The 20,878-nt window shown below is 43.5% G+C and carries 19 protein-coding genes; 9 read left to right on the top strand and 10 right to left on the bottom strand.

Going from position 1 to position 20,878, the window contains the following annotated elements; genetic code table 11:
* Positions 1–2: 2 nt before the first annotated feature.
* The 6 genes from A3CS_RS0106295 to A3CS_RS0106270 all read right to left on the bottom strand — a co-directional run bounded on the left by A3CS_RS0106295 (position 3) and on the right by A3CS_RS0106270 (position 4,757).
* Positions 3–785, bottom strand: coding sequence for a TatD family hydrolase (locus A3CS_RS0106295; RefSeq protein WP_019518335.1), 783 nt, complete (start codon positions 783–785; stop codon positions 3–5).
* A 3-nt stretch (positions 786–788) separates the two neighbouring features.
* Positions 789–1,772, bottom strand: coding sequence for a DNA polymerase III subunit delta' (locus tag A3CS_RS0106290; protein WP_019518334.1), 984 nt, complete (start codon positions 1,770–1,772; stop codon positions 789–791).
* Positions 1,769–2,401, bottom strand: coding sequence for a dTMP kinase (gene tmk / locus A3CS_RS0106285; protein WP_005538571.1), 633 nt, complete (start codon positions 2,399–2,401; stop codon positions 1,769–1,771). The genes A3CS_RS0106290 and tmk overlap by 4 nt, the downstream gene beginning before the upstream one ends.
* Before the next feature lies 1 nt (position 2,402).
* The gene (mltG, locus tag A3CS_RS0106280) at positions 2,403–3,446 is read right to left on the bottom strand and encodes an endolytic transglycosylase MltG (RefSeq protein ID WP_005538572.1); all 1,044 of its coding nucleotides are present in this window, start codon (positions 3,444–3,446) and stop codon (positions 2,403–2,405) included.
* A gap of 138 nt (positions 3,447–3,584) precedes the next feature.
* A complete protein-coding gene (gene glnB, locus A3CS_RS0106275) occupies positions 3,585–3,923 on the bottom strand; it encodes a nitrogen regulatory protein P-II (RefSeq protein WP_005538573.1) in 339 nt (112 codons plus the stop codon).
* 75 nt (positions 3,924–3,998) lie between these two features.
* The gene (locus A3CS_RS0106270) at positions 3,999–4,757 is read right to left on the bottom strand and encodes a DeoR/GlpR family DNA-binding transcription regulator (protein WP_005538577.1); all 759 of its coding nucleotides are present in this window, start codon (positions 4,755–4,757) and stop codon (positions 3,999–4,001) included.
* A 192-nt stretch (positions 4,758–4,949) separates the two neighbouring features.
* Between A3CS_RS0106270 and ltnD the strand changes: the two genes are divergently transcribed.
* The 9 genes from ltnD to A3CS_RS0106225 all read left to right on the top strand — a co-directional run bounded on the left by ltnD (position 4,950) and on the right by A3CS_RS0106225 (position 14,884).
* Positions 4,950–5,855, top strand: a complete 906-nt coding sequence (gene ltnD / locus A3CS_RS0106265) for an L-threonate dehydrogenase (RefSeq protein WP_005551831.1) — start codon at positions 4,950–4,952, stop codon at positions 5,853–5,855.
* 2 nt (positions 5,856–5,857) lie between these two features.
* Positions 5,858–7,102, top strand: coding sequence for a 3-oxo-tetronate kinase (gene otnK / locus A3CS_RS0106260; RefSeq protein ID WP_012820792.1), 1,245 nt, complete (start codon positions 5,858–5,860; stop codon positions 7,100–7,102).
* A complete protein-coding gene (gene otnC, locus A3CS_RS0106255; RefSeq protein WP_005538584.1) occupies positions 7,099–7,731 on the top strand; it encodes a 3-oxo-tetronate 4-phosphate decarboxylase in 633 nt (210 codons plus the stop codon). The genes otnK and otnC overlap by 4 nt, the downstream gene beginning before the upstream one ends.
* Before the next feature lie 2 nt (positions 7,732–7,733).
* On the top strand, positions 7,734–8,510 hold the full coding sequence (otnI, locus tag A3CS_RS0106250) for a 2-oxo-tetronate isomerase (protein ID WP_005547735.1): 777 nt from the start codon (positions 7,734–7,736) through the stop codon (positions 8,508–8,510).
* 88 nt (positions 8,511–8,598) lie between these two features.
* Positions 8,599–9,951 carry a GntT/GntP/DsdX family permease gene (locus A3CS_RS0106245; RefSeq protein WP_005547737.1) on the top strand — a complete coding sequence of 451 codons (1,353 nt, stop codon included), beginning with the start codon at positions 8,599–8,601 and terminating at the stop codon, positions 9,949–9,951.
* Positions 9,952–9,975: 24 nt separating this feature from the next.
* A complete protein-coding gene (locus tag A3CS_RS0106240; RefSeq protein ID WP_005575784.1) occupies positions 9,976–11,316 on the top strand; it encodes a phospholipase in 1,341 nt (446 codons plus the stop codon).
* A gap of 17 nt (positions 11,317–11,333) precedes the next feature.
* Positions 11,334–12,026 (top strand): cyclase family protein, encoded by a 693-nt coding sequence (locus tag A3CS_RS0106235; RefSeq protein WP_005575783.1) that lies wholly within the window; start codon positions 11,334–11,336, stop codon positions 12,024–12,026.
* A 47-nt stretch (positions 12,027–12,073) separates the two neighbouring features.
* Positions 12,074–13,870: an alpha/beta hydrolase gene (locus tag A3CS_RS0106230; RefSeq protein ID WP_005547745.1), complete on the top strand. Its 1,797-nt coding sequence runs from the start codon at positions 12,074–12,076 to the stop codon at positions 13,868–13,870.
* A 195-nt stretch (positions 13,871–14,065) separates the two neighbouring features.
* A complete protein-coding gene (locus A3CS_RS0106225; protein ID WP_019518333.1) occupies positions 14,066–14,884 on the top strand; it encodes a pyridoxal phosphatase in 819 nt (272 codons plus the stop codon).
* 205 nt (positions 14,885–15,089) lie between these two features.
* On the opposite strand, the gene mutS is transcribed toward A3CS_RS0106225, so the two are convergent.
* From mutS to trmA, 4 genes are all read right to left on the bottom strand, one after another.
* Positions 15,090–17,690, bottom strand: coding sequence for a DNA mismatch repair protein MutS (gene mutS / locus A3CS_RS0106220; RefSeq protein WP_005588806.1), 2,601 nt, complete (start codon positions 17,688–17,690; stop codon positions 15,090–15,092).
* Positions 17,691–17,774: 84 nt separating this feature from the next.
* Positions 17,775–18,893, bottom strand: coding sequence for a DUF4123 domain-containing protein (locus tag A3CS_RS0106215; RefSeq protein WP_005547751.1), 1,119 nt, complete (start codon positions 18,891–18,893; stop codon positions 17,775–17,777).
* 114 nt (positions 18,894–19,007) lie between these two features.
* Positions 19,008–19,766, bottom strand: a complete 759-nt coding sequence (locus A3CS_RS0106210) for a class I SAM-dependent methyltransferase (protein ID WP_005547753.1) — start codon at positions 19,764–19,766, stop codon at positions 19,008–19,010.
* 1 nt (position 19,767) lies between these two features.
* Positions 19,768–20,865, bottom strand: coding sequence for a tRNA (uridine(54)-C5)-methyltransferase TrmA (gene trmA, locus A3CS_RS0106205; protein ID WP_005575773.1), 1,098 nt, complete (start codon positions 20,863–20,865; stop codon positions 19,768–19,770).
* Positions 20,866–20,878 lie beyond the last annotated feature (13 nt).

Here is a 20,878-nt window from a genome sequence, read left to right as displayed (position 1 = left end):
CCTCATTGTACCTGAATTTTAAATAAACGCTCGAAGTTTTGCGTAGTGATTTGCGCCATTTCCTGCACCGAAACGCCTTTCAACGCCGCCACATATTCGCACACTTCACGGGTGTAAGCCGGTTGATTTTGTTTGCCGCGATAAGGCACCGGCGCCAAATACGGCGAATCGGTTTCCACCAGTAAACAATCTAATGGCAATTTACGCACCACATCGCGAATTTCCTCGGCATTTTTAAAGGTAACGATGCCTGAAATAGAAATATAAAAGCCCAAATCCAAGGCTTGTTTTGCCATGTCGTAATTTTCCGTAAAACAATGCAAAACGCCACCGCACTTTTCCGCATGATTGTCGCGCAACAGGCTCATGGTGTCCTCGCGGGCTTCGCGGGTGTGAATAATCACCGGCTTATTTAACTGATTGGCAACTTCAATCTGGCTGGCAAACACCACCTGTTGCTGCGCCTTGTTTTCTGCGCTGTAATAATAATCCAAGCCGATTTCGCCGATGGCGACCACTTTCGGATCCTGCGCCAAATGTAGCAAACGGGCGGCGTCGTAAGGTTCTTCCTCAAAATCCAAAGGGTGCACGCCGCACGCCAAAGAGACGTTATCAAATTTAACCAATTCGGGATAGGCTTTCTCGAAACGGCTTAACGTTACGCCGATTGCCAATAAATGCTTCACATCGCGGGCGTTAGCTTTTGCCACTACATCGGCGATATTTTCATGTAATTTTTCGTAATCCAACGCATCCAAATGGCAATGGGAATCCACAATAAACATATTTTATCCTTCAAACACTTCGGTAATTAAACGGGTCAGCCCGTCCAATAAAATTAATTCCTGATTTAACGCATTATTCGCCGCCAAATCCGACCGCACTTTGCCGACGATCTGCGTCGCTTTTAACAATGCCGGAGCGGACAGCCCTTGGCTGAATTGAATCACGCCCCGTTCAATATCCCGACAAATCCAGTTTTCCTGAATAGCCAATTTATTTTTCAGACTATCACTCAAAAACGCCAACAGCCAATCCAGTTGTTGCAACAGAATCTCTTTATTAAAAAACGGCAACAATTCCAACGGCGAACGACGACGATAAAACAACCAGAATTGACGTAAAAACTCGCGCCGTTGTTCCGGCAGATGCTGCGTTAACATGGCAAGCGCCAACAGCGGGCGGCCGTAATTCACCAAAAGTGCGGTCAGAATTTCCGACGTTTCTGCGGACGTCTGAGTCTGCAACCAGTGCAACGCAGTATCCGTCGCCGGCGGCAGAAGATTCCACACCTGGCAACGGCTATAAATGGTGGGCGACAGCGCCTTTTGCATATCATTCTGCAAAATGAAATAGGTGTTCGGGCGGGGCTCTTCCAGGGTTTTCAAAATAGCATTGGCGGCGGCTTCCGTCAGGCGATGCGCCTGTTCGATATAAATCACTTTATTGCCATTTTGTTGCGCGTGCTGACTTGCCTGTTCATTCATGGCGCGAATTTGATCTACACCGATGTCTTTATTTTCAATGGGCGCAATATGCTGGAAATCAGGGTGACTGTTTGCCTGCATCAAATGACAGGCATGGCATTCGCCGCAAGGTTCCGCGCCCTTTGGCGTTAAGCACATCAAACGTTGCGCCAAAAGGCGGCAAAGCTGTTCTGCGCCCAAACCTTCATCGGCACGAATCAGCAACGCATGATGCCCCAGCCCTTCCTCAAAAGCCTGCGTGATTTTCTGATAAACGGGCGTAAGCCAAGGGTATAACGCGATCATCTTGAAAGAGAAACCCACCAATTTTTGACCGCACTTTGAATGTCCGCCCGCACCTGCTCAACAGGTTGCGCCGCGTCAATGATCACCGCCTTCGGATTGTCTTTCACCAGTTCCAGATAACGGGCGCGGGTGCGGTGGAAAAAATCCGGATTTTGCTGTTCGATACGATCCAGTTCGCCTCGTCCGCGCGCGCGCGCCAAACCGACCGCCGGGTCGATATCCAAATACAGGGTTAAATCCGGTTCAAAATCGCTCAATACGGTTTGCTTTAAGCTACTTAAAAGATCCTTGCCCAACTGACGACCGCCGCCCTGATAAGCCTGTGAGGACATATCATGGCGATCGCCCACCACCCATTTGCCTTGTGCCAAAGCAGGCTTGATCACATTTTCCACCAGCTGCACGCGCGCCGCATACAGCATGAGCAATTCCGCTTTATCGGTCACCGGCTCTTCGTTTTCGTGTTTAATGAGATGGCGCAGCTTTTCCGCCAACGGTGTGCCGCCCGGCTCGCGGGTAGAGATGACTTCCCCAATGCCTAACGTTTTTAACGTATCCACAACGCATTGATGAGCGGTGCTTTTGCCTGCGCCTTCCAAGCCTTCAATGACAATAAATTTGCCTACCATATTATTTTCCGTTTTGTTCGCGGTACCAGCGCAAATATTGCTGCACCGCTTTGTTATGTTCGTTTAAATTACGACTGAATTTGTGCCCCCCCGTGCCGTCTGCCACGAAATAATAAAACGCCGTTTGCGCCGGATGTGCCACCGCCTGTAACGCCTCTTCACTCGGCATCGCAATCGGGGTCGGCGGCAAGCCGTCAATCACATAGGTGTTATAAGGCGTTGGCGTTTCCAAGTCTTTTTTGCGAATATTGCCGTTGTAATCGTCGCCCATACCGTAAATGACGGTCGGATCGGTTTGCAGCTTCATTTTGGCTCTTAACCGATTAATGAATACCGACGCCACCTGTGGGCGTTCCGCCGCAATGCCGGTTTCTTTTTCCACGATGGACGCGAGGATCAGCATTTCGTAAGGGTTCGCCAACGGCAGATCTTTATCACGCTCCTGCCATGCTTTATCCAGGGCTTTTTTCATGCGTTCGGCGGAACGTTGCAGAAGCTCCAAATCGGTGGAATTCGGCGTGTAATTATAGGTGTCGGGATACAACCAGCCTTCGATTTTCAGCCATTCGTACACCTCTTGCGCTACATCGGGAATTGCCAATAAGTGAAAAATTTCCTGCTCGGATTTATCTTTTAGGGTTTGCTTTAAGTGCGGTGCGTTTTCCAAGCGTTTTCGCCAGGTTTTAAAGGTATTGCCTTCAATGAATTGCACGTTAAATTGCGCTTCTTTACCGGAATTGAGAAGCTTCAGCAAATCTTCCACAGTTTTGACGTTATCCAAGGCATAAGTGCCCGCTTTCACCTTGTTAAATTCCGGATAAATTTTCAACACCCAAGGCAGGAGTGAGGCATTTTCTAAAAGATGTTCGTTTTGCAGCAAAGTCACCAGTTTGTTACCCGTGGTGCCGCGTTCCACGGTGAATAGCCGGTCTTTTTGCACATTCACCGGTTGCTGCACAAACTGTTGCAACTGCCGGTATCCCCAAAAACTTGCACCGGCAAGAAAGATTAGTAAGAACAAAAGAAATAAACAAAATTTTTTCATAAGCGTTATCGTAAAATGATGAAATTCTCTATGGAAATCATGCCAAAAAGTGGCGGGATTATAGCATAAAACCGTGCTTTAAAGAAAACGCGCCTTATCGAAACAAGGCGCGGTGTTATCGGTATTATTTCCCATGGATTAAATGGCATCCTCATTTTCTTCGCCCGTGCGGATACGAATCACCCGTTCCACCTCGTACACAAAAATCTTGCCATCACCGATTTTGCCCGTTTGTGCTGTATCAATAATGGCGTCCAGGCATCGGTCTAACAAATCATTGGGCACCACAATTTCCATTTTCACTTTTGGTAGAAAATCCACCATATATTCGGCACCGCGATACAATTCCGTATGCCCTTTTTGCCGCCCGAAACCACGCACCTCAATCACCGTCATGCCGGTAATGCCAATGTCCGACAAGGCTTCACGCACATCGTCCAATTTAAACGGTTTTATAATCGCTTCGATTTTTTTCATGATGATCGCTCCTTAAAAAATACTCAAAAAAACAACCGCACTTGTAAGCTATACCAACTTAGCCCCGACATTTTGTTATACCAGCAACAATTCAATATCCATATCATGGATTGCTTCTTTTGTATTAGGCAATAAATTCTTATCACAAATAATCGTATTAAAAACGCTTAAGGCTGCAATTTTGAAGGTGGCAACTTTGCCGTATTTTGAAGAGTCTGAGACTAAGATCCGCTTATTGCTTGACTCAATTATCGTTTTTTTCACCGGTAGCTTCATTTCATCCGGCGTAGTTAAGCCCGTCAATGTCCAAGAAGAGGTAGAGATAAAAGCAATGTCAACCGACAGCTGACGTAAAAACTGCCCTGCCAGTTCCCCTACCGAAGAGTGATTGAGTTTATTCACCGAACCACCAATATGGATTAATTGGCATTTGCCGCTGGTCATTAAAAAATGTGTAATGGAGAAATCATTGGTTATGACTAATAAATCATCGCGTTCAATAATACGATAGGCAATTTCCAACGTTGTCGTACCGGCATCCAAATAAATCGTAGTATTAGATGGAATCAACTTTGCCGCCTGCTCGCCGATTTTTTCTTTCTGATCATGAAATAATAACGATTTGTCCTGATGTGTAGGCTCAAAGGACAAATGTTCATGTATTTTCACACCACCGGATACTGAGACAACCTTCCCCATCTCTTCTAATTTTTGAATATCACGACGAATTGTCATATGTGAAACATTGAGCGATTCCATTAATTTTGAAATGCTCACAATACCTTTTTGGTTAATTAAATTGAGTAATAATTTTTGTCGCTCTGCAGGAATCATAACCCCTCCAAAAAATTTTCGTCATTATATCTCTTTTTGTTTATTTTGTTGTTATTCCATTCATTTTTCACATAAAATAACAAAAATAAATAATAATGTTAAATTTTGTGACACCGCTCACGTTTTTTTATTTTAAGATCCGGCAGAATGGATACCGTTAGATCAACAAACTTTATTATTTGGAGAAATACCATGACAAACAAATCATATTCTGTTGCTATTGTTGGGCTGGGTGCAATGGGCATGGGGGCGGCTCAGTCTTGTATAAGAGCCGGATTGACGACCTATGGTGTAGATCTTAACCCAAAAGCACTTGAAAAATTAAAAACTGATGGCGCACACGCAACCAGTCAAAGTGCGGTCGATTTTGCGGATAAATTAGATGCAGTTTTGTTGCTTGTAGTAAATGCTGTGCAGGTCAATTCGGTGCTATTTGGTGAAAATGGTTTAGCGGCTAAGTTAAATAAAGGAACCGCTGTCATGGTTTCCTCAACCATTTCTGCCCAAGATGCGAAAGCGATTTCACAAAAATTAACAGACTTGGGGTTAGTTATGTTAGATGCGCCGGTTTCCGGTGGTGCGGCAAAAGCAGCATTGGGTGAGATGACGGTAATGGCATCAGGTTCTGCACAGGCTTTTGAAAAATTACAACCGGTGTTAGATGCCGTTGCGGGTAAAGTGTATAACATCGGTGAAGAAATCGGTTTAGGCGCAACCGTGAAAATCATCCACCAGCTGCTTGCCGGTGTGCATATTGCCGCAGGTGCAGAAGCGATGGCGCTTGCAGCCAAAGCAGGGATTCCACTTAATCTGATGTACGATGTGGTGACTAACGCAGCAGGTAATTCATGGATGTTTGAAAATCGTATGAAACACGTGGTGGAAGGGGATTATTCTCCGCTTTCTATGGTGGATATTTTTGTGAAAGATTTAGGTCTCGTAAACGATACGGCGAAATCTTTGCACTTCCCACTTCACCTCGCGAGTACCGCCTACTCAATGTTTACTGAAGCGAGTAATGCAGGCTATGGCAAAGAAGATGACAGCGCTGTGATTAAAATTTTCAGTGGTATCGAATTACCGAAAAAAGGAGCGTAATGATGTTAGGTGTAATTGCTGATGATTTCACCGGCGCAAGCGATATTGCCAGTTTCTTAGTTGAAAATGGCTTGCATACGGTACAAATGAATGGCGTGCCAAACGCGCCATTAACAGAAAAAGTGGATGCCATTGTCATCAGTTTAAAATCTCGCTCCAACCCGGTGAATGAAGCTATTGAACAATCATTGCAGGCGCTTCACTGGCTACAAAAGAGCGGTTGTTCTCAGTTCTATTTTAAATATTGTTCCACCTTTGATAGCACACCAAAAGGCAATATTGGCCCTGTAACGGATGCCTTGTTAGAGGCGCTTGATGATGATTTTACCGTGATCACGCCGGCTTTGCCTGTCAATGGCAGAACGATCTTTAACGGTTATTTATTCGTCGGTAATGTGTTGCTTAATGAATCCGGCATGCGTGATCACCCGATTACACCGATGAAAGACGCCAATCTTATACGTTTAATGGATGCGCAAGCAAAAGGTAAAACCGGTTTAGTGAGTTATGCAGATGTGATTCAAGGTGCTGAGCACCTGAAGGCTTGTTTCACCCGGTTGAAGCAAGCCGGTTTCCGCTACGCTGTTGTGGATGCCGTGGATAATAGTGAACTTGCTGTTTTGGCAGAAGCCGTCAGTGAATTGAAATTAGTCACAGGTGGTTCCGGTTTAGGAGCTTATATGGCAGCAAGATTAAGTGGCGGCAAAAAAGCGACAGATGCTTTTGTACCGAAAAAAGGACGCAGTGTGATTCTTTCCGGTTCTTGTTCTGTGATGACGAATAAACAAGTGAATGCCTATAAAGAAAAAGCCACCGCCATTTATTTAGATGTGGAAAAAGCTATTGCGGAATCTAATTATACGGAAACGTTGTTTGATCAAGTGCAACCTCATTTTTCTGAACCGCTTGCACCAATGGTTTATGCCACCGTGCCACCGGAACAACTGAAACAAATTCAAAGCCGATTTGGTGGTGAACGGGCAAGCCATGCTATTGAGAAAGCCTTTGCAAACTTAGCGCAGTTACTAAAAGAAAAAGCCAAGGTGGAAAACTTTATTACTGCGGGTGGAGAAACTTCAAGCATTGTGGTGCAACAACTTGGCTTCACCGGTTTTCAAATTGGCAAACAAATTGCGCCGGGCGTGCCTTGGTTAAAAGTATTGGGAGAATCGACCGCACTTGCATTGAAATCAGGCAACTTCGGCAAAGAAACCTTCTTCACTGATGCACAAGGAATGATGTTATGAGTGATGGTGAATTAAAAAAAATCATGGTGCGGCTTGGACATTCTTTTTATGAGCGTGGCTACACCGTCGGTGGCGCAGGGAATCTCTCCACCCGGCTGGATGGGAATCGAATTTTAGTCACGCCTACCGGTTCTTCACTTGGACGTTTAGAGGAAGCGCGACTTTCCATATTAGATATGGAGGGCAACTTGCTAGAAGGTGATAAACCATCCAAAGAATCCGTCTTTCATTTGGCCATGTATCGCAAAAATCCGGAGTGCAAAGCCATTGTCCACCTTCATTCTACTTACTTAACTGCGCTTTCTTGTTTAGAAAACCTTGATCCACAAAATGCCATAAAAGCCTTTACGCCTTATTACGTAATGCGAGTCGGAAGCTTGCCGGTGATTCCTTATTACCGCCCGGGTTCACCGCGCATAGCGGAAGAATTAGAGGCACGCGCGTTGTCAGGTAAAGCCTTTTTATTGGCAAATCATGGCGTAGTGGTCACGGGTAAGGATTTACTCGATGCCGCCGACAATACCGAAGAATTGGAAGAAGCCGCGAAACTGTTCTTCCTATTGCAAGGGCAACCGATTCGTTATCTCAATGACGACGAAGTGAATGAATTGAAAAACAGGGGGAAATAATTATGCCAAAATTTGCTGCTAATTTAACCATGATGTTCAACGAAGTGTCATTTATTGATCGTTTTGAAGCGGCGGCTAACGCCGGCTTTAAGTATGTCGAGTTTCTCTGGCCTTACGATTACAGTGTTGAAACCATCAGGCAAGAACTGGATAAACATGGTTTAAAGGTCGTTTTATTTAATACTCCGGCAGGCGATGTTTCCAAAGGGGGATGGGGTGTTTCTGCTATTCCCGGGCGTGAGGAACAAAGCCATCAACACATTGATATGGCATTGGAATACGCGCTAGGTCTTGGTTGCCCGAATGTCCATATTATGGCAGCGGTGGTACCGGAAGGGGCGGATAAGTCAGAATATCAACAAATCTTTATTCAGAATATTCGTTATGCATCAGAAAAATTTAAACCGCATGGTGTGAATATTTTACTTGAAGCATTAAGTCCGGAAGTGAAACCGCACTATTTGCTAAAAAGCCAATATGACACCTTAGACATTGTAGAGCGTGTTGAACGCGATAATGTGTTTGTTCAATTAGATTACTTCCATGCTCAAAATGTAGACGGCAATTTATCCCGTTTGACCGACAAATTAAATGGCAAATTTGCGCATGTACAAATTGCTTCCGTACCGGATCGTCATGAACCGGATGAAGGCGAAATCAATTATGAATACCTCTTTAATAAATTAGATGAGATTGGTTACCAAGGTTTCGTAGGCTGTGAGTACAAACCACGGGGTGAAACCTCAAGCGGTCTAGGTTGGTTTGAACAGTATAAATAAGTGATGAAGTGCGGTTGTTTTTTTGAGAGTTTTTAAAACGTCATGAAAATTGACCGCCCTTTTTATATCCATAGCTAAGGAGTTTTGTATGTCTAATGAAATACTTATTCTAATTGGCATAACGAGCGTTGCAGCACTGTTAACCATTATGATTAAAGGGAAAGTACATCCTTTTATTGCTCTTGGGCTTGTTAGTATTACCGTTGCATTAAGTGCCGGCATCCCAACGAATAAAGTCATCCCAACCTTAGTAAGCGGAATGGGAGGAACACTGGGAAATGTCGCTTTAATCGTTGGATTGGGAGCTATGCTTGGAAAGATTATTGAAAAATCGAATGGTGCCGATGTTCTCGCTGCCTGGCTATTGGATAAATTTGGTGAAAAACACGCCGCCTTTGCTTTAGGCGCAACAGGATTCATTTTCGGGATTCCGGTGTTTGTTGATGTTGGTTTTATCGTATTACTACCGATCATTTTCAGTGTGGCACGAAGACTTGGCGGAAATATGCTTGTTTATGCTTTACCTATTGGTCTTTCCATGTTGATGGTACATGTGATGTTACCACCGCATCCGGGGGTTGTCGCCGGTGCTCAAGTATTAAATGCCGATATAGGTTTTGTTCTTGGTATTGGTTTATGCGCTGCATTACCTGCTTATTTACTCGGGCAATTGTTTATTCCCTTTTTCACAAATCGCACATTTATTCATATACCAACTTCAGCAGATTTAATTCAATATCAAAAACAGCTATCTCATGATGCTTCCGGATTACCTAAATTCGGCACGGTTTTAAGCATAATTGTGTTTCCGCTCGTATTAATTATGTTGGGCACGATCACAGCAGTAACTTTACCAAAAGAACATATAATCCGTGAAATTTTTAGTATGGTCGGAAGCTCACCGTTCGCCTTATTGCTGGCTGTTTGTGTTTCTTCTTATGTATTAGGCTTACGTCGTGGCTGGAATAAAGAAAAGTTAGAAGAAATTCTTAACTCATCTTTGGCACCAATTGCCGGGATTATCTTAATTACAGGTGCCGGCGGGATGTTTGGTAAAGTTTTAGATGCAAGTGGTGTAGGAAAGGCATTGGCTGAGGTACTATCCGGCACCGGATTACATGTTCTTACATTAGGTTTTGTGCTAGCAGCATTATTACGCGCAGCACAAGGTTCTGCGACAGTGGCAATTATTACTACTGCAACAATTCTATCGCCTATTATTACTACTGCCGGATATAGCGGAGTGCGAATCGCATTAATTACAGCAGCTATGGGGGCCGGTTCTATGACATTGTCGCATGTGAACGACAGCCTATTCTGGGTATGGACAAAGTTCTTTGGGATCTCTGTCGCTGACGGATTAAAAACCTGGACTATTCTTACCACGATATACGGAAGTATTGCATTCTTAATTATTAGTTTGATGTGGTTCTTTATTTAACATTTAAAAGTAAGGAAACATTTTATGTTAAGAAAAATATTAATTGCATTTTTATTATTAATTACGGATCTTGGTATTTTGGCGCAAGATGATACTCCTAAAGAAGGAAAACCAATCAATATAATATTACTTGCTGAAGTGACTTCTTCAGGGCAAAAAATTACCGGTTTGGCCTTAGAGTACGAGGATTATGTTTTATCAAGCAGTGATTTAAGAAATACATACCAAGTTTTTACGTTGTTAGAACGGCAAGAACAACCTCGAACCATAATTCGTGCATATGTAAATAATTTACCGGAGAAAACTCCGCAGGCTAAATCAGGGAAGTTTGTCATTATTGAATTCGATGATAGAGATACTAACGCTAATTTATACTCACTTATTATTGATAATAAGAACCCTATGAAGTTTAGAGCAAAAGATCAATCAGGTCATATCATTGAGATCGAAAAAGTTCAGTCAACAAAAATCCCACAATATTATGACGAAAAATTAGTTTATAAAATTAAGCAAATAGGATATGTGAAACTTTCTAATGGCAAGACTATTGATCGAAATGAAGTTATTCAAAATGCAGAAAGAAAGAACGTTAGAACTTTATTTATTGATGATTTTTCTGAACAGGTTGTTGCGCTAAATGAAAATAACCTTTTGAAATATCGTTTCTATCGTCCTCATTTAACTGAGCATAAAAAATATCCTCTCACTATTTTCTTACATGGTTCAGGTCAGGTTGGCAGTGACAATATAGCCCATATCATTTCCAATAAAGGTGCTATATCAACACTTCAATATGAACCCGGTTTTGTTCTTGCTCCGCAATATAACACTATTTTTGATCCTTTTGATGATAAGAATCATGGACAAAAAGGCGGTATTCATTGGCAAACTAGAAATCGCGCTAACTTAGTATTAAAAATGATAGATGAAACAGTACAACAAAATCCTGCTATTGATGAAAAACGTATCTATTTAATTGGTTTATCCCGTGGTTCAGAGGGGGTATTAAATCTTTTATTAATGCGACCAAATTTTTTCGCTGGTGCATTATTAGCCAGCGGAAGAGAAGCGCACACAATAGAATGGTTGGATGGAAATGCCAATAGCATAAATTTAGCACCCATTAAAAATGTACCTATGTGGTTTTTTCATAGCAAGGAAGATCAAATTTCTCCGGTGAAAGGTTCACGTATCAATTATCAGATTTTGGTTAATGAATTAAATGCTAAAAATGTTAGGTATACCGAATTTAGTACAGAAAGAGCAGGAGATAACGGAATTTTAAATAATGCCCATAATACTTGGGAAGCCGTCTTCAATAGTCCAGAGGTAATAAGTTGGCTATTGCAGCAAAAACGTCACTAAATTAAGGAGAATCCATTATGTTTATATATCTATCACACCCTTTAGATCCTAATGATTTAGTGTGGCCGGGAGAGCCGACGGTAAAAGTGACTCGCTGTACCGATGTTGTGAGTGATAATGCGCCATTTAGCAGCTTCATAACGGAGTTGCCTAATCACTGCGGTACACATATGGATGCACCTCGTCATTTTGTCAAAGACGGATTGAGCATTAATGAGTTACCAATTGAGTATTTTTGCCATAAAAAAGCAGCATTGTTAGAAATCCCAAAAAGTGATGCAGAAGGTATTACGCAGGAAGATTTAGTACCTTATGCAGATACATTAAAAAATGTATCCTTTGCTTTTTTGAGGACAGGATTTGAAAAGTACAGAACAGAGGATCCGGTTCGCTACCAAAATGAAGGTCCTTACATTGCAACAAGTGCGGGTAAATATTTATCTGAAAATTTTCCTAATCTAAAGGGCGTAGGAATTGATTTTCTGTCTTTAGGATCGCCTTCCGCCAAAGTCCCTGCTGTGGAAAATCCTCGAAATTGCCATCGGGCTATTTTAGGCTATTACACAGGTAAATTCACTACGGTAATTGAAGATATGCATTTGTCCGAATTGCCGAGGAACGCTCGAATCAAACAATTCTTTAATGCCCCACTCAGAATTGTTGGTTTAGATTCAAGTCAAGTCACTTGTATTGCTGAAGTTTTTGATTAAAAGTATTAAAAATCAATGTGATTTGAAAATATAAAAAGGTAAATAAGATGATAAGAAAAAGTTTTGTGTGGGGTGGTTTATTTTTAATTTTCACGTTCATAAGCGCTTATGTAGCCGCTTTAGTTGAACGAGATTTTGGTCAGCTTGAGATCTCTACCATATCCTTTATGACAGAAGAACAACAGCCAATGGTGGCAAAATTGTATCGCCCACAATCTGCAACAGATAAAACACCTAAACCCGGCTTATTGGCATTGCATGGCTATCAAAGCGATAAAGAAGCAACCAATACTTTTGGGGCATTGGAATTAGCAAAACGTGGTTTCGTTGTTCTTGCAATTGATCATTTTGGTCATGGCTATTCAACTAAATTACCTGCGTCAAATAAAAATATGAGTGGTGCAAATAATGGTTATCAATATTTGAAATCTTTACCTTTTGTAGATAGTCGGCGATTAGGTATTTTTGGTCATTCAACAGGTGCCTTAAATGCTATTCGTGTCGCTCAGTTAAATCCTGATCACAAAGCGATAAATGGTCAAAGTAGTAACGGTGGAGATCCCGGTCTCCATAATTATCTCCTTACTCAGGGATTGTATGAGGAAATAGCCGGTTATCGTGAAAAATCTTTTCCGGTTAAAGAGTTAGCTAAAAATACCAACCGTCTAAAAGCATTTTCATTGGAAAAAAGTGGTGGTTTACAATGGGATCATACTTATGGAAACTTTACTGACGGTTCAGCAAGACGAGCGGCTTTAGTAGAGGGTACTCATTTAGGTGTGATGGTTTCATCACATACCAATAAAGAGGCAATTTTATGGTTTAATCAAGCTTTACAACAAGGACAACAAGATGCCGATTGGATTGAACCTGAACAACAGACATATTGGTATAAAGAGATTGCAGGATTATTTGCGTTATCTTTTGCGGTTATTTCTGCGTTATGTTTAGCGGCAGGCTTACTGAAGAATCCTTATTTCTCTGCCGTGACACAAATGCCGTCAAGAAAAGTTGAATTGCCTTCAGGTAAATGGGTTCATTTCGCTATGTGCAATATTATTGCGACAATGATATTGTATCCATTGTTCACGCAATGGGGAGGCGCTAATGAACCTATTGCATCAATGATTTCTTTCATGCCATTGGAGATGGGAAATGGAATTGTCTTATGGTTAGTCGTCAGTGCAATTGTTAATTATCTCTTATTCTTTCTATGGTCCCATAAAAAATCTATTTCTTGGCAGGAATTTGGTATTTTAGCTGGCAAACCAAATATAACGACCTCTCAATTAATCGGGCTCTATTTGATTTTAGCTGCCATATTAGTTAGTTATTTGTATGGGATTGCCTATGTCGTTCATTCTTACTGGCAAGTTGAATTGCGCTTTTTATGGCCGGCATTTAAACCTCTTACACCAGAGCGCTTTGCTTTGTTTCCGATTTACTGGTTATTTATTTTATTCTTCTTTTACTCATTTAATGGGTTAGTTGTCACTGTACAAATGCGTATGAAACAGGCAAAAAATTTCACAATAACCTTGATTGGCTGGACAATTAAAACGAGCTTTTTCGCGGTAAGTGGATTGGTACTTTTATGGTTATTTCACTTTATACCGGATTTTATGCAATTGGGACCGGGCTTTGATTTAATTGGACTTCCACAATTCGGTGGTCGCTGGATGATGATGTTATCAGTGATTATTCCACAATTTATTGTGTTGATTTTAATTAGCCATTGGTGTTATTTAAAAACAGGTTATGTGTATTTAGGCGTTTTTTTAACTTCAATATTAATGACATGGATTATTGTTGGCGGGCAGGTTATAGGGCGTTTCCTTGCCTAAAAAATAAAGATAAATTAAGCAGGCTATGCCGGGTCTCTGTATCCCGATACTTGGTTCAGGTTCGGTATCGAATTTTTTCATTGTGACGGAATAATTGAGATAATATTCCCTGCTCGCCTTGCGTTTCTTTCATGCTTCGCTCTATACTACGGCGATCGTTCCGTTTTACATTACTTACTGCACACAGGACATCTTATGATATACCAGGTTATCGCGTTTGATCTTGACGGTACTTTGCTAAACCGTCAAGGCAGTATTCTTCCCGCTAGCAAACACGCCATTCAACTGGCACGAAAACAAGGCATGAAAGTAGTTTTTGTCACCGGGCGTCATCACACCGCCGTCAAACCTTATTATCATGAAGTGAACTTGGACACGCCGATTATTTGCTGCAACGGAACTTACCTTTACTACCCACAAACCGATGAAGTGAAATTCGCCAACCCGCTTTCCGCCGCACAATGCCATAAAGTGCTCGACATTGCAGATCAATTCGACACCCACTTGCTGATGTATAGCCGCGATGCCATGAACTACACCCGCTTAAATCCGCACATGGAAAAATTCACCCAATGGGCAATGAGCTGCCCGCCTGCCGTGCGCCCAGACGTACGTCTGGTAACGGATTTCAAGGTAATTATTAATAACTCGAAAGAAAATATCTGGAAATTCGTGATTAGCTCGCCTGATCGTCAGGCTATGGAAAGTGCGGTCAAATCCTTGCCTGAATCGGAGTTCAGCTGTGAATGGTCATGGATTGATCGCGTGGATGTTGCCAACAACGGCAACAGTAAAGGTGCACGTCTGCTTGATTTATTAAAGTTATGGAATATTAATCCGCAAAACGTTATCGCCTTCGGCGACAATCATAACGACATCAGTATGCTTACCGCCGTAGGACTCAGCGTTGCCATGGGAAACGCAGAAGATGCCGTAAAAGCACAGGCAAAACGGGTTATCGGTTCAAATGATAGCGACGGCATCGCCCGGTTTATTGAAGAAATACTTGGCTAAAAACCACCGAGAAAATTATGTGGCCAATACCGCTATGCAGCTTGGTACTGCGGAGGTATGTTAGATTTTTTGTCTACTGTGCCGAGTGATACTGAAAAAATAGCGATAAAATAAAACCGCACGTGTGCTGCGTACCTTAATTGGTTAGTTGTGCTATTCAACTTTTAGGCCGCAGACGACAAGTGCGGTTTATTTTTTGCATATTTTAATTTTTCACCATTTTTTTCAGCTGATATAAATAAGCCAATGCCTGTTTCGGGCTTAATTCGTCAGGATCCAATTCTTGTAACATATGCAACAGCATATCTTTATTCTCATCTTCTGCACTTTCAAAAGCTAACTCACCTTGGCGTTGGTTCAATAAACGCAGATCTTGAATTTGCTGATTGGTGTTTTGGTTTGACAATTTTTCCAGTTGGGCAAGTTTTTGCTTCGCTAACTTGATCACTTGTTGCGGAACACCGGCTAAAGCCGCCACTGCCAAGCCATAGCTTTTGCTTGCGGCGCCATGCTGAACGGCGTGCATAAATGCGATGGTGTCGTTGTGTTCCATGGCATCCAAGTGAATGTTGCCGATACCATTGACTTGTTCCGGTAGAATAGTTAATTCAAAATAGTGCGTGGCGAACAGGGTCAGTGAACGGATTTTTTTCGCCAGCCACTCGGCACATGCCCAAGCCAGAGACAACCCATCATAAGTGGAGGTTCCACGCCCGATTTCATCAATTAACACCAAACTTTTCTCCGTTGCCTGATGCAAAATATTCGCCATTTCCGTCATTTCTACCATAAAGGTTGAGCGTCCGGAAGCCAAATCATCGGAGGCACCGATGCGGGTAAAAATGCGATCAATCGGCCCGATAACGGCGCTGTCCGCCGGTACAAAACTGCCCATGTACGCCATCAGCGTAATCAATGCAGTTTGGCGCATATAGGTGCTTTTACCGCCCATGTTCGGCCCGGTAATGATGAGGAAATGTTGCTGTTCGGTAAGCTCCGTCGGGTTGGCGATAAACGGTTCTTTCAGCACTTGTTCTACCACCGGATGGCGTCCGTTTTGAATATGAATGCCGGTTTGTTCTGAGAACGTCGGCGCCACATAATTCAAATTCTCCGCCCGCTCCGCTAAGTTGGTCAGCACATCTAATTCGGCTAATGCTAAACCGGCTAGTTGCAGACGGCTTAAGTGCGGTAACAATTGAGCAAAGATTTCATCATATAGTTGTTTTTCCAACGCCAAGGAAGCGCCTTTTGCCTTCAGCACTTTATCTTCATAGGTTTTAAGTTCGGGAATAATATAGCGTTCGGCATTTTTCAGGGTTTGGCGACGCACATAATGAATCGGCGCTTTGTGCGCCTGTCCTTGACTGATTTGAATGTAATAGCCGTGCACCGCATTGAAACCGATTTTTAGCGAATCAATCCCCGTGCTTTCCCGCTCACGCTGTTCCAATTCTTCTAAATAACGGGTGGCACCATCAGCTAACGCACGCCATTCATCCAATTCCGCATGATAGCCCGGCGCGATAACACCACCGTCGCGAATTAAGACCGGTGGGCTTTCAATGATCGCCCGTTGTAAGAGATCGAATTGCACGGAAAAATCACCCAGTTGTTGGTAAAGTGCAGTCATTTTGGCGGACGTTTTTTCAGCCAACAGATTTTTAATATAAGGAATCTGCTCCAAAGCGGTGCGTAAACGGGTTAAATCACGCGGGCGGACGGTGCGTAACGCCACGCGCGCCAGAATGCGTTCCATGTCGCCCACCTGTTGTAAATAGGGTTGCAAATCCGCCGCTAAATCCTGTTCTAAAATCGTACCGATGGCCTGTTGGCGTTGCATGAGTTTCGCCACATCGCAAATCGGTTGGTGAATCCAACGTTTGAGCAAGCGGCTTCCCATTGGCGTAACGCATTTATCTAACACCGCTGCCAGCGTATTTTCCGTGCCCCCCGACAGATTTTGGGTGAGTTCCAAGTTGCGACGGGTTGCGGCGTCCAGTTGAATGTTTTCGCTGTGTTGAACCAGATAAATGCTCTGAATATGCGGCAACGCGGTGCGTTGAGTTTCGCGCGCGTACTGCAATAAACAACCGGCGGCGCATAAGCCTAAAATCGCTTTTTCCACGCCGAAGCCGCGTAAATCCTTGGTATTAAATTGATGGCAAAGCTGTTGAATAGCGGTTTTCAGCTCAAATTCCCAAATAGGACGGCGACGCAAACCTTTGGCGTGCTCAATTAGCTGAAAATCGGCAAAATCTTCACAATAAAGCAATTCCACCGGCGCAATGCGTTGTAATTCAGTTTGTAAATCTGCTGGGGATTGCGGCTCGCACACTTGAAAACGGCCGGAGGTCATATCCAGCGTGGCTAAACCGAAATGATCTTTTTCCTGATACACGGCGGCAATAAGATTATCCTGCCGTTCCGGCAAGAGGGCTTCATCGCTCACGGTGCCCGGTGTGACAATGCGCACGATTTGGCGTTCTACAGGGCCTTTTGCGGTATTCGGATCGCCGACCTGCTCGCAAATCGCCACCGACTCACCCAGTTGCACCAATTTCGCCAAATAGCCTTCCACCGCATGATAAGGCACGCCCGCCATAGGAATCGGCTGTCCGGCGGATTGCCCGCGCTTGGTCAGGGAAATATCCAACAAGGCGGAGGCGCGTTTTGCATCGTCGTAAAATAGCTCGTAAAAATCGCCCATACGATAAAATAACAAAATATCCGGATTCTCTGCTTTAAGTTGCAGATATTGTTTCATCATGGGAGTATGTTGGGTTAAATTATCTTCTAAAATCATACACTTTAAAATTAACTAATTGGTTTTTAATAGTTTTATAAATCGTATCTATGTCAACAGGTTTCTGTAAGTCCTACTAAATCCCTATGTCTTAATATAGGTTTTTTGTAGACGCTGAAAATACATTGTATAACATATCCACAGCTTTAATAAAAAACGACTACTAAGGGAAAGAGCTATTGTATGGGGAGTAAGATAAAAAAACCATCTTATTCTGGGAGTTAGGGAACCAAATAAGATGAAAATTATATAATGATATTTAAAACCTGTTGGAGATCGCCTAGCGTCACCAAAAATGGCGGTGGCTTTATTAAATACCGATGTAATATGCTCCATTCGACGGTCTGCCGGTTGACGTTCATCATATGGCAAGCAGGCGCTTAGCACTTTTGGGTCGTAAAAACGGAAGAAATACCATATTTCTTCTTCAGGGTTATACAGGTGTGTAAATTTTCTGAGATGGTGATAAACCATATCAAAATCCTTATCACTACGGATAAAAATGACAGGATTAGTTTCCCAGTGGCTTAAAACCCGACTTTCCATTTTCCTGAATAATTTTTGCAGGAACATAATGCTCCCGCTATTGCCGGGATCGAATTCAAATAAATAGGGTGCTGCATCTTCTAATGTTTCGCCTGTTTTTCCCTTATAGAGATTAGCTATTTGTCCCGAACCTTTTAAGGCGGAGGGATAAGCAACAACTTTTGAGGTGTCAATTACTGCATAATAATGTTTACCTGTTTGTTGTAACTGAAGTGGTATTTCCTCTTTATCCGTTAAAAAATGTCGTTCATCTAAACCGATTAATTCGGCGAAAAAGCCTTTTTTCAAAATATCAGGTAATGCGTTCTTACTAAAAATATCAAGGAAAGGCTCAAATGTAACTGATTCCTGCACAAGATATTCGGTATCTTCGGCGATGGCTTCAACCGATAACGCATTTTCCCAGAATAAAATTATCGGGTTTTCCGGCGATATTTGCTGTGCTAATCGCCATAACGGGGCAGAAAAGCCATGTCGGGTAAACCAAGTTTGAATAGGTAGCGCCGCAAGTTGAAAATGCCCGGATAAATTTTGTGTCGATAGAAACGTTTCAACAGCTTGTTGATAACTTTCCCTGTCCGACATTAAACCAAGCACATAACCGGTAAATTGTTCGTTTGTCGAGTTGTTGGGGCAAAACGGTATTGTGTCACCCAAATTGTTTTAGAGGCTTTATTCATAAGAAAATCAATCTCCGATTTTGTTAAATCGGCTTATCTTAATATAGCAACGGAATAGTTGGGAAACACCTATATATCAATAAAAATCCACCTACCCATGTTTCACATACACATCAAAGCGATGGTTTTTGGTTTCGCGGGAAAAGTGCGGTGTTTTTCGGGCGAGAAAATCGGCGTAGTCCGGGCGTTTGACCACCACCCGTTGACGGGCAAGTTGTAACGCGGGCGCGAGCAGCTCATCGGCATCTAAATCGGCGCCTACGAGGTGTTGGAAGACGCGCATTTCTTTTTTGACTAACGCGCTTTTGGTTTTGTGCGGGTACATGGGGTCAAGATACACCACATCAGCGCAATCCGTTTCCGGGTTGAGTTCATTGATGTGTTGATAAGGCAACAGCTGCATATTGCGTTGCATCCAGCTGCCGATTTCTTCGTCGGCATAAGCGCGTTGCAAACCGTCTTGCAGTAACAGGCGAACCACCGGGTGGCGTTCAACCAACTTTACTTGGCAACCGAGCGTCGCCAGCACAAAGGCATCGCGCCCCAATCCCGCGGTGGCGTCGATGACGGTGGGGAGTTTGTCTTGTTTAACGCCCACCGCTTTTGCCACCGCTTCGCCGCGTCCTCCGCCGAATTTGCGCCGATGCGCCATGGCGCCGCCGACAAAATCCACAAACACCGCGCCAAGTTTCGGTTCGTCCAGTTTGCGTAATTCCAGGCGTTCCACGCCGTCCGCTTCCGTCCACACCAACGCCAAGGGACTATGCGGATCATGCGTTAAACCGGCGTCGGTAAAAAGTGCGGTTGGTTTTTCCGGTGTTTTTGTTTCACAGAGGAGCTGGATGTTCATGTTATGACTTCCTCACCAACCACACGCCCGCTTCCATGTGTTCCGTATAAGGAAATTGATCGAACAGCGCGGCTTTTTCAATGCGGTGGGTTTGGCAGAGGATTTGCAGATTGTCGCACAGGGTGTGCGGGTTGCAGGAAATGTACAAAACACGCTCGTACTGCTGCACTAATTTCAGGGTTTCGTTATCCAATCCGGCGCGCGGCGGATCGACGAAAATCGTGTTGCATTGGTAGGCGGTCAAATCAATGCCTTTGAGCCGGTTAAACGCGCGCACGCCTTGCATGGCTTGGGTGAATTCTTCGGCGGACATACGTATAATCTGTAAATTTTCCACCTTGTTGGCGGCGATATTAAATTGCGCTGCTGCCACCGACGGTTTGGCGATTTCCGTGGCGAGGACTTGGCGGAAATTTTGCGCCAAGGTGATGGAAAAATTGCCGTTGCCGCAGTACAGTTCCAGCAAATCCCCGTGGCTGTTGCGGGTGCAATCCACCGCCCATTCCAGCATTTTGCTATTCACTGCCGCGTTCGGCTGGATGAAACTGTTTTCCACTTGGCGATAAATGTACTGCTTGCCGTGCACGCTGAGGATTTCGTCCACATAATCCTGTTCCAGGCAGATTTTTTGCTTACTGGCGCGCCCGATAAGTTGTACGTTGAAACCTTGCTGGTGAAGCTGTGAACGTAAGGTTCGCGCGGCGGTTTGCCAGGCGTCGTCCAAGGTTTTGTGATACAGCAAACTGACGATAATCTGTTGGCTTTGGGTGCTGAGATAATCGATTTGGAACAGTTTGTGGTGCAACACTATTTGTTGCTTCAGCAATGGTAATAATGCCGTCATCATGCGGTTAACCAATTCGTTGGCAATGGGAAAACAATCCACCCGATAACGTTGCTTGCTTTGCTGATCGAACATGATGTGATAGAAATCGTCCTGTTCATGCCAAATACGAAATTCCGCACGCATACGGAAATGCTGTGTCGGTGAGGCAAAAACCTGTAATTCGGGGGCATTAAACGGGGCGAAAAGTGCGGTCAGTTTTTTCTGCTTTTCTGCAAGTAGCGCGGAGTAACGTTCAACGGGTAAATTAAGCATAGGCACTCATCGG

The sequence above is a fragment of the Aggregatibacter actinomycetemcomitans DSM 8324 genome (assembly GCF_000372365.1).
In the GTDB taxonomy this organism is placed as follows: Bacteria; Pseudomonadota; Gammaproteobacteria; order Enterobacterales; family Pasteurellaceae; genus Aggregatibacter; species Aggregatibacter actinomycetemcomitans.
The sequence above is the reverse complement of the archived record's forward strand: the minus strand, read 5'-3'. Positions and strand labels throughout refer to the sequence as shown.

Bases quoted from the DNA above. Each gene is read 5' to 3' on its own strand.
- A3CS_RS0106295 (WP_019518335.1), bottom strand. From the start codon at position 785: ATGTTTATTGTGGATTCCCATTGCCATTTGGATGCGTTGGATTACGAA.
- A3CS_RS0106290 (WP_019518334.1), bottom strand. From the start codon at position 1,772: ATGATCGCGTTATACCCTTGGCTTACGCCCGTTTATCAGAAAATCACG.
- tmk (WP_005538571.1), bottom strand. From the start codon at position 2,401: ATGGTAGGCAAATTTATTGTCATTGAAGGCTTGGAAGGCGCAGGCAAA.
- mltG (WP_005538572.1), bottom strand. From the start codon at position 3,446: ATGAAAAAATTTTGTTTATTTCTTTTGTTCTTACTAATCTTTCTTGCC.
- glnB (WP_005538573.1), bottom strand. From the start codon at position 3,923: ATGAAAAAAATCGAAGCGATTATAAAACCGTTTAAATTGGACGATGTG.
- A3CS_RS0106270 (WP_005538577.1), bottom strand. From the start codon at position 4,757: ATGATTCCTGCAGAGCGACAAAAATTATTACTCAATTTAATTAACCAA.
- ltnD (WP_005551831.1), top strand. From the start codon at position 4,950: ATGACAAACAAATCATATTCTGTTGCTATTGTTGGGCTGGGTGCAATG.
- otnK (WP_012820792.1), top strand. From the start codon at position 5,858: ATGTTAGGTGTAATTGCTGATGATTTCACCGGCGCAAGCGATATTGCC.
- otnC (WP_005538584.1), top strand. From the start codon at position 7,099: ATGAGTGATGGTGAATTAAAAAAAATCATGGTGCGGCTTGGACATTCT.
- otnI (WP_005547735.1), top strand. From the start codon at position 7,734: ATGCCAAAATTTGCTGCTAATTTAACCATGATGTTCAACGAAGTGTCA.
- A3CS_RS0106245 (WP_005547737.1), top strand. From the start codon at position 8,599: ATGTCTAATGAAATACTTATTCTAATTGGCATAACGAGCGTTGCAGCA.
- A3CS_RS0106240 (WP_005575784.1), top strand. From the start codon at position 9,976: ATGTTAAGAAAAATATTAATTGCATTTTTATTATTAATTACGGATCTT.
- A3CS_RS0106235 (WP_005575783.1), top strand. From the start codon at position 11,334: ATGTTTATATATCTATCACACCCTTTAGATCCTAATGATTTAGTGTGG.
- A3CS_RS0106230 (WP_005547745.1), top strand. From the start codon at position 12,074: ATGATAAGAAAAAGTTTTGTGTGGGGTGGTTTATTTTTAATTTTCACG.
- A3CS_RS0106225 (WP_019518333.1), top strand. From the start codon at position 14,066: ATGATATACCAGGTTATCGCGTTTGATCTTGACGGTACTTTGCTAAAC.
- mutS (WP_005588806.1), bottom strand. From the start codon at position 17,690: ATGATTTTAGAAGATAATTTAACCCAACATACTCCCATGATGAAACAA.
- A3CS_RS0106210 (WP_005547753.1), bottom strand. From the start codon at position 19,766: ATGAACATCCAGCTCCTCTGTGAAACAAAAACACCGGAAAAACCAACC.
- trmA (WP_005575773.1), bottom strand. From the start codon at position 20,865: ATGCTTAATTTACCCGTTGAACGTTACTCCGCGCTACTTGCAGAAAAG.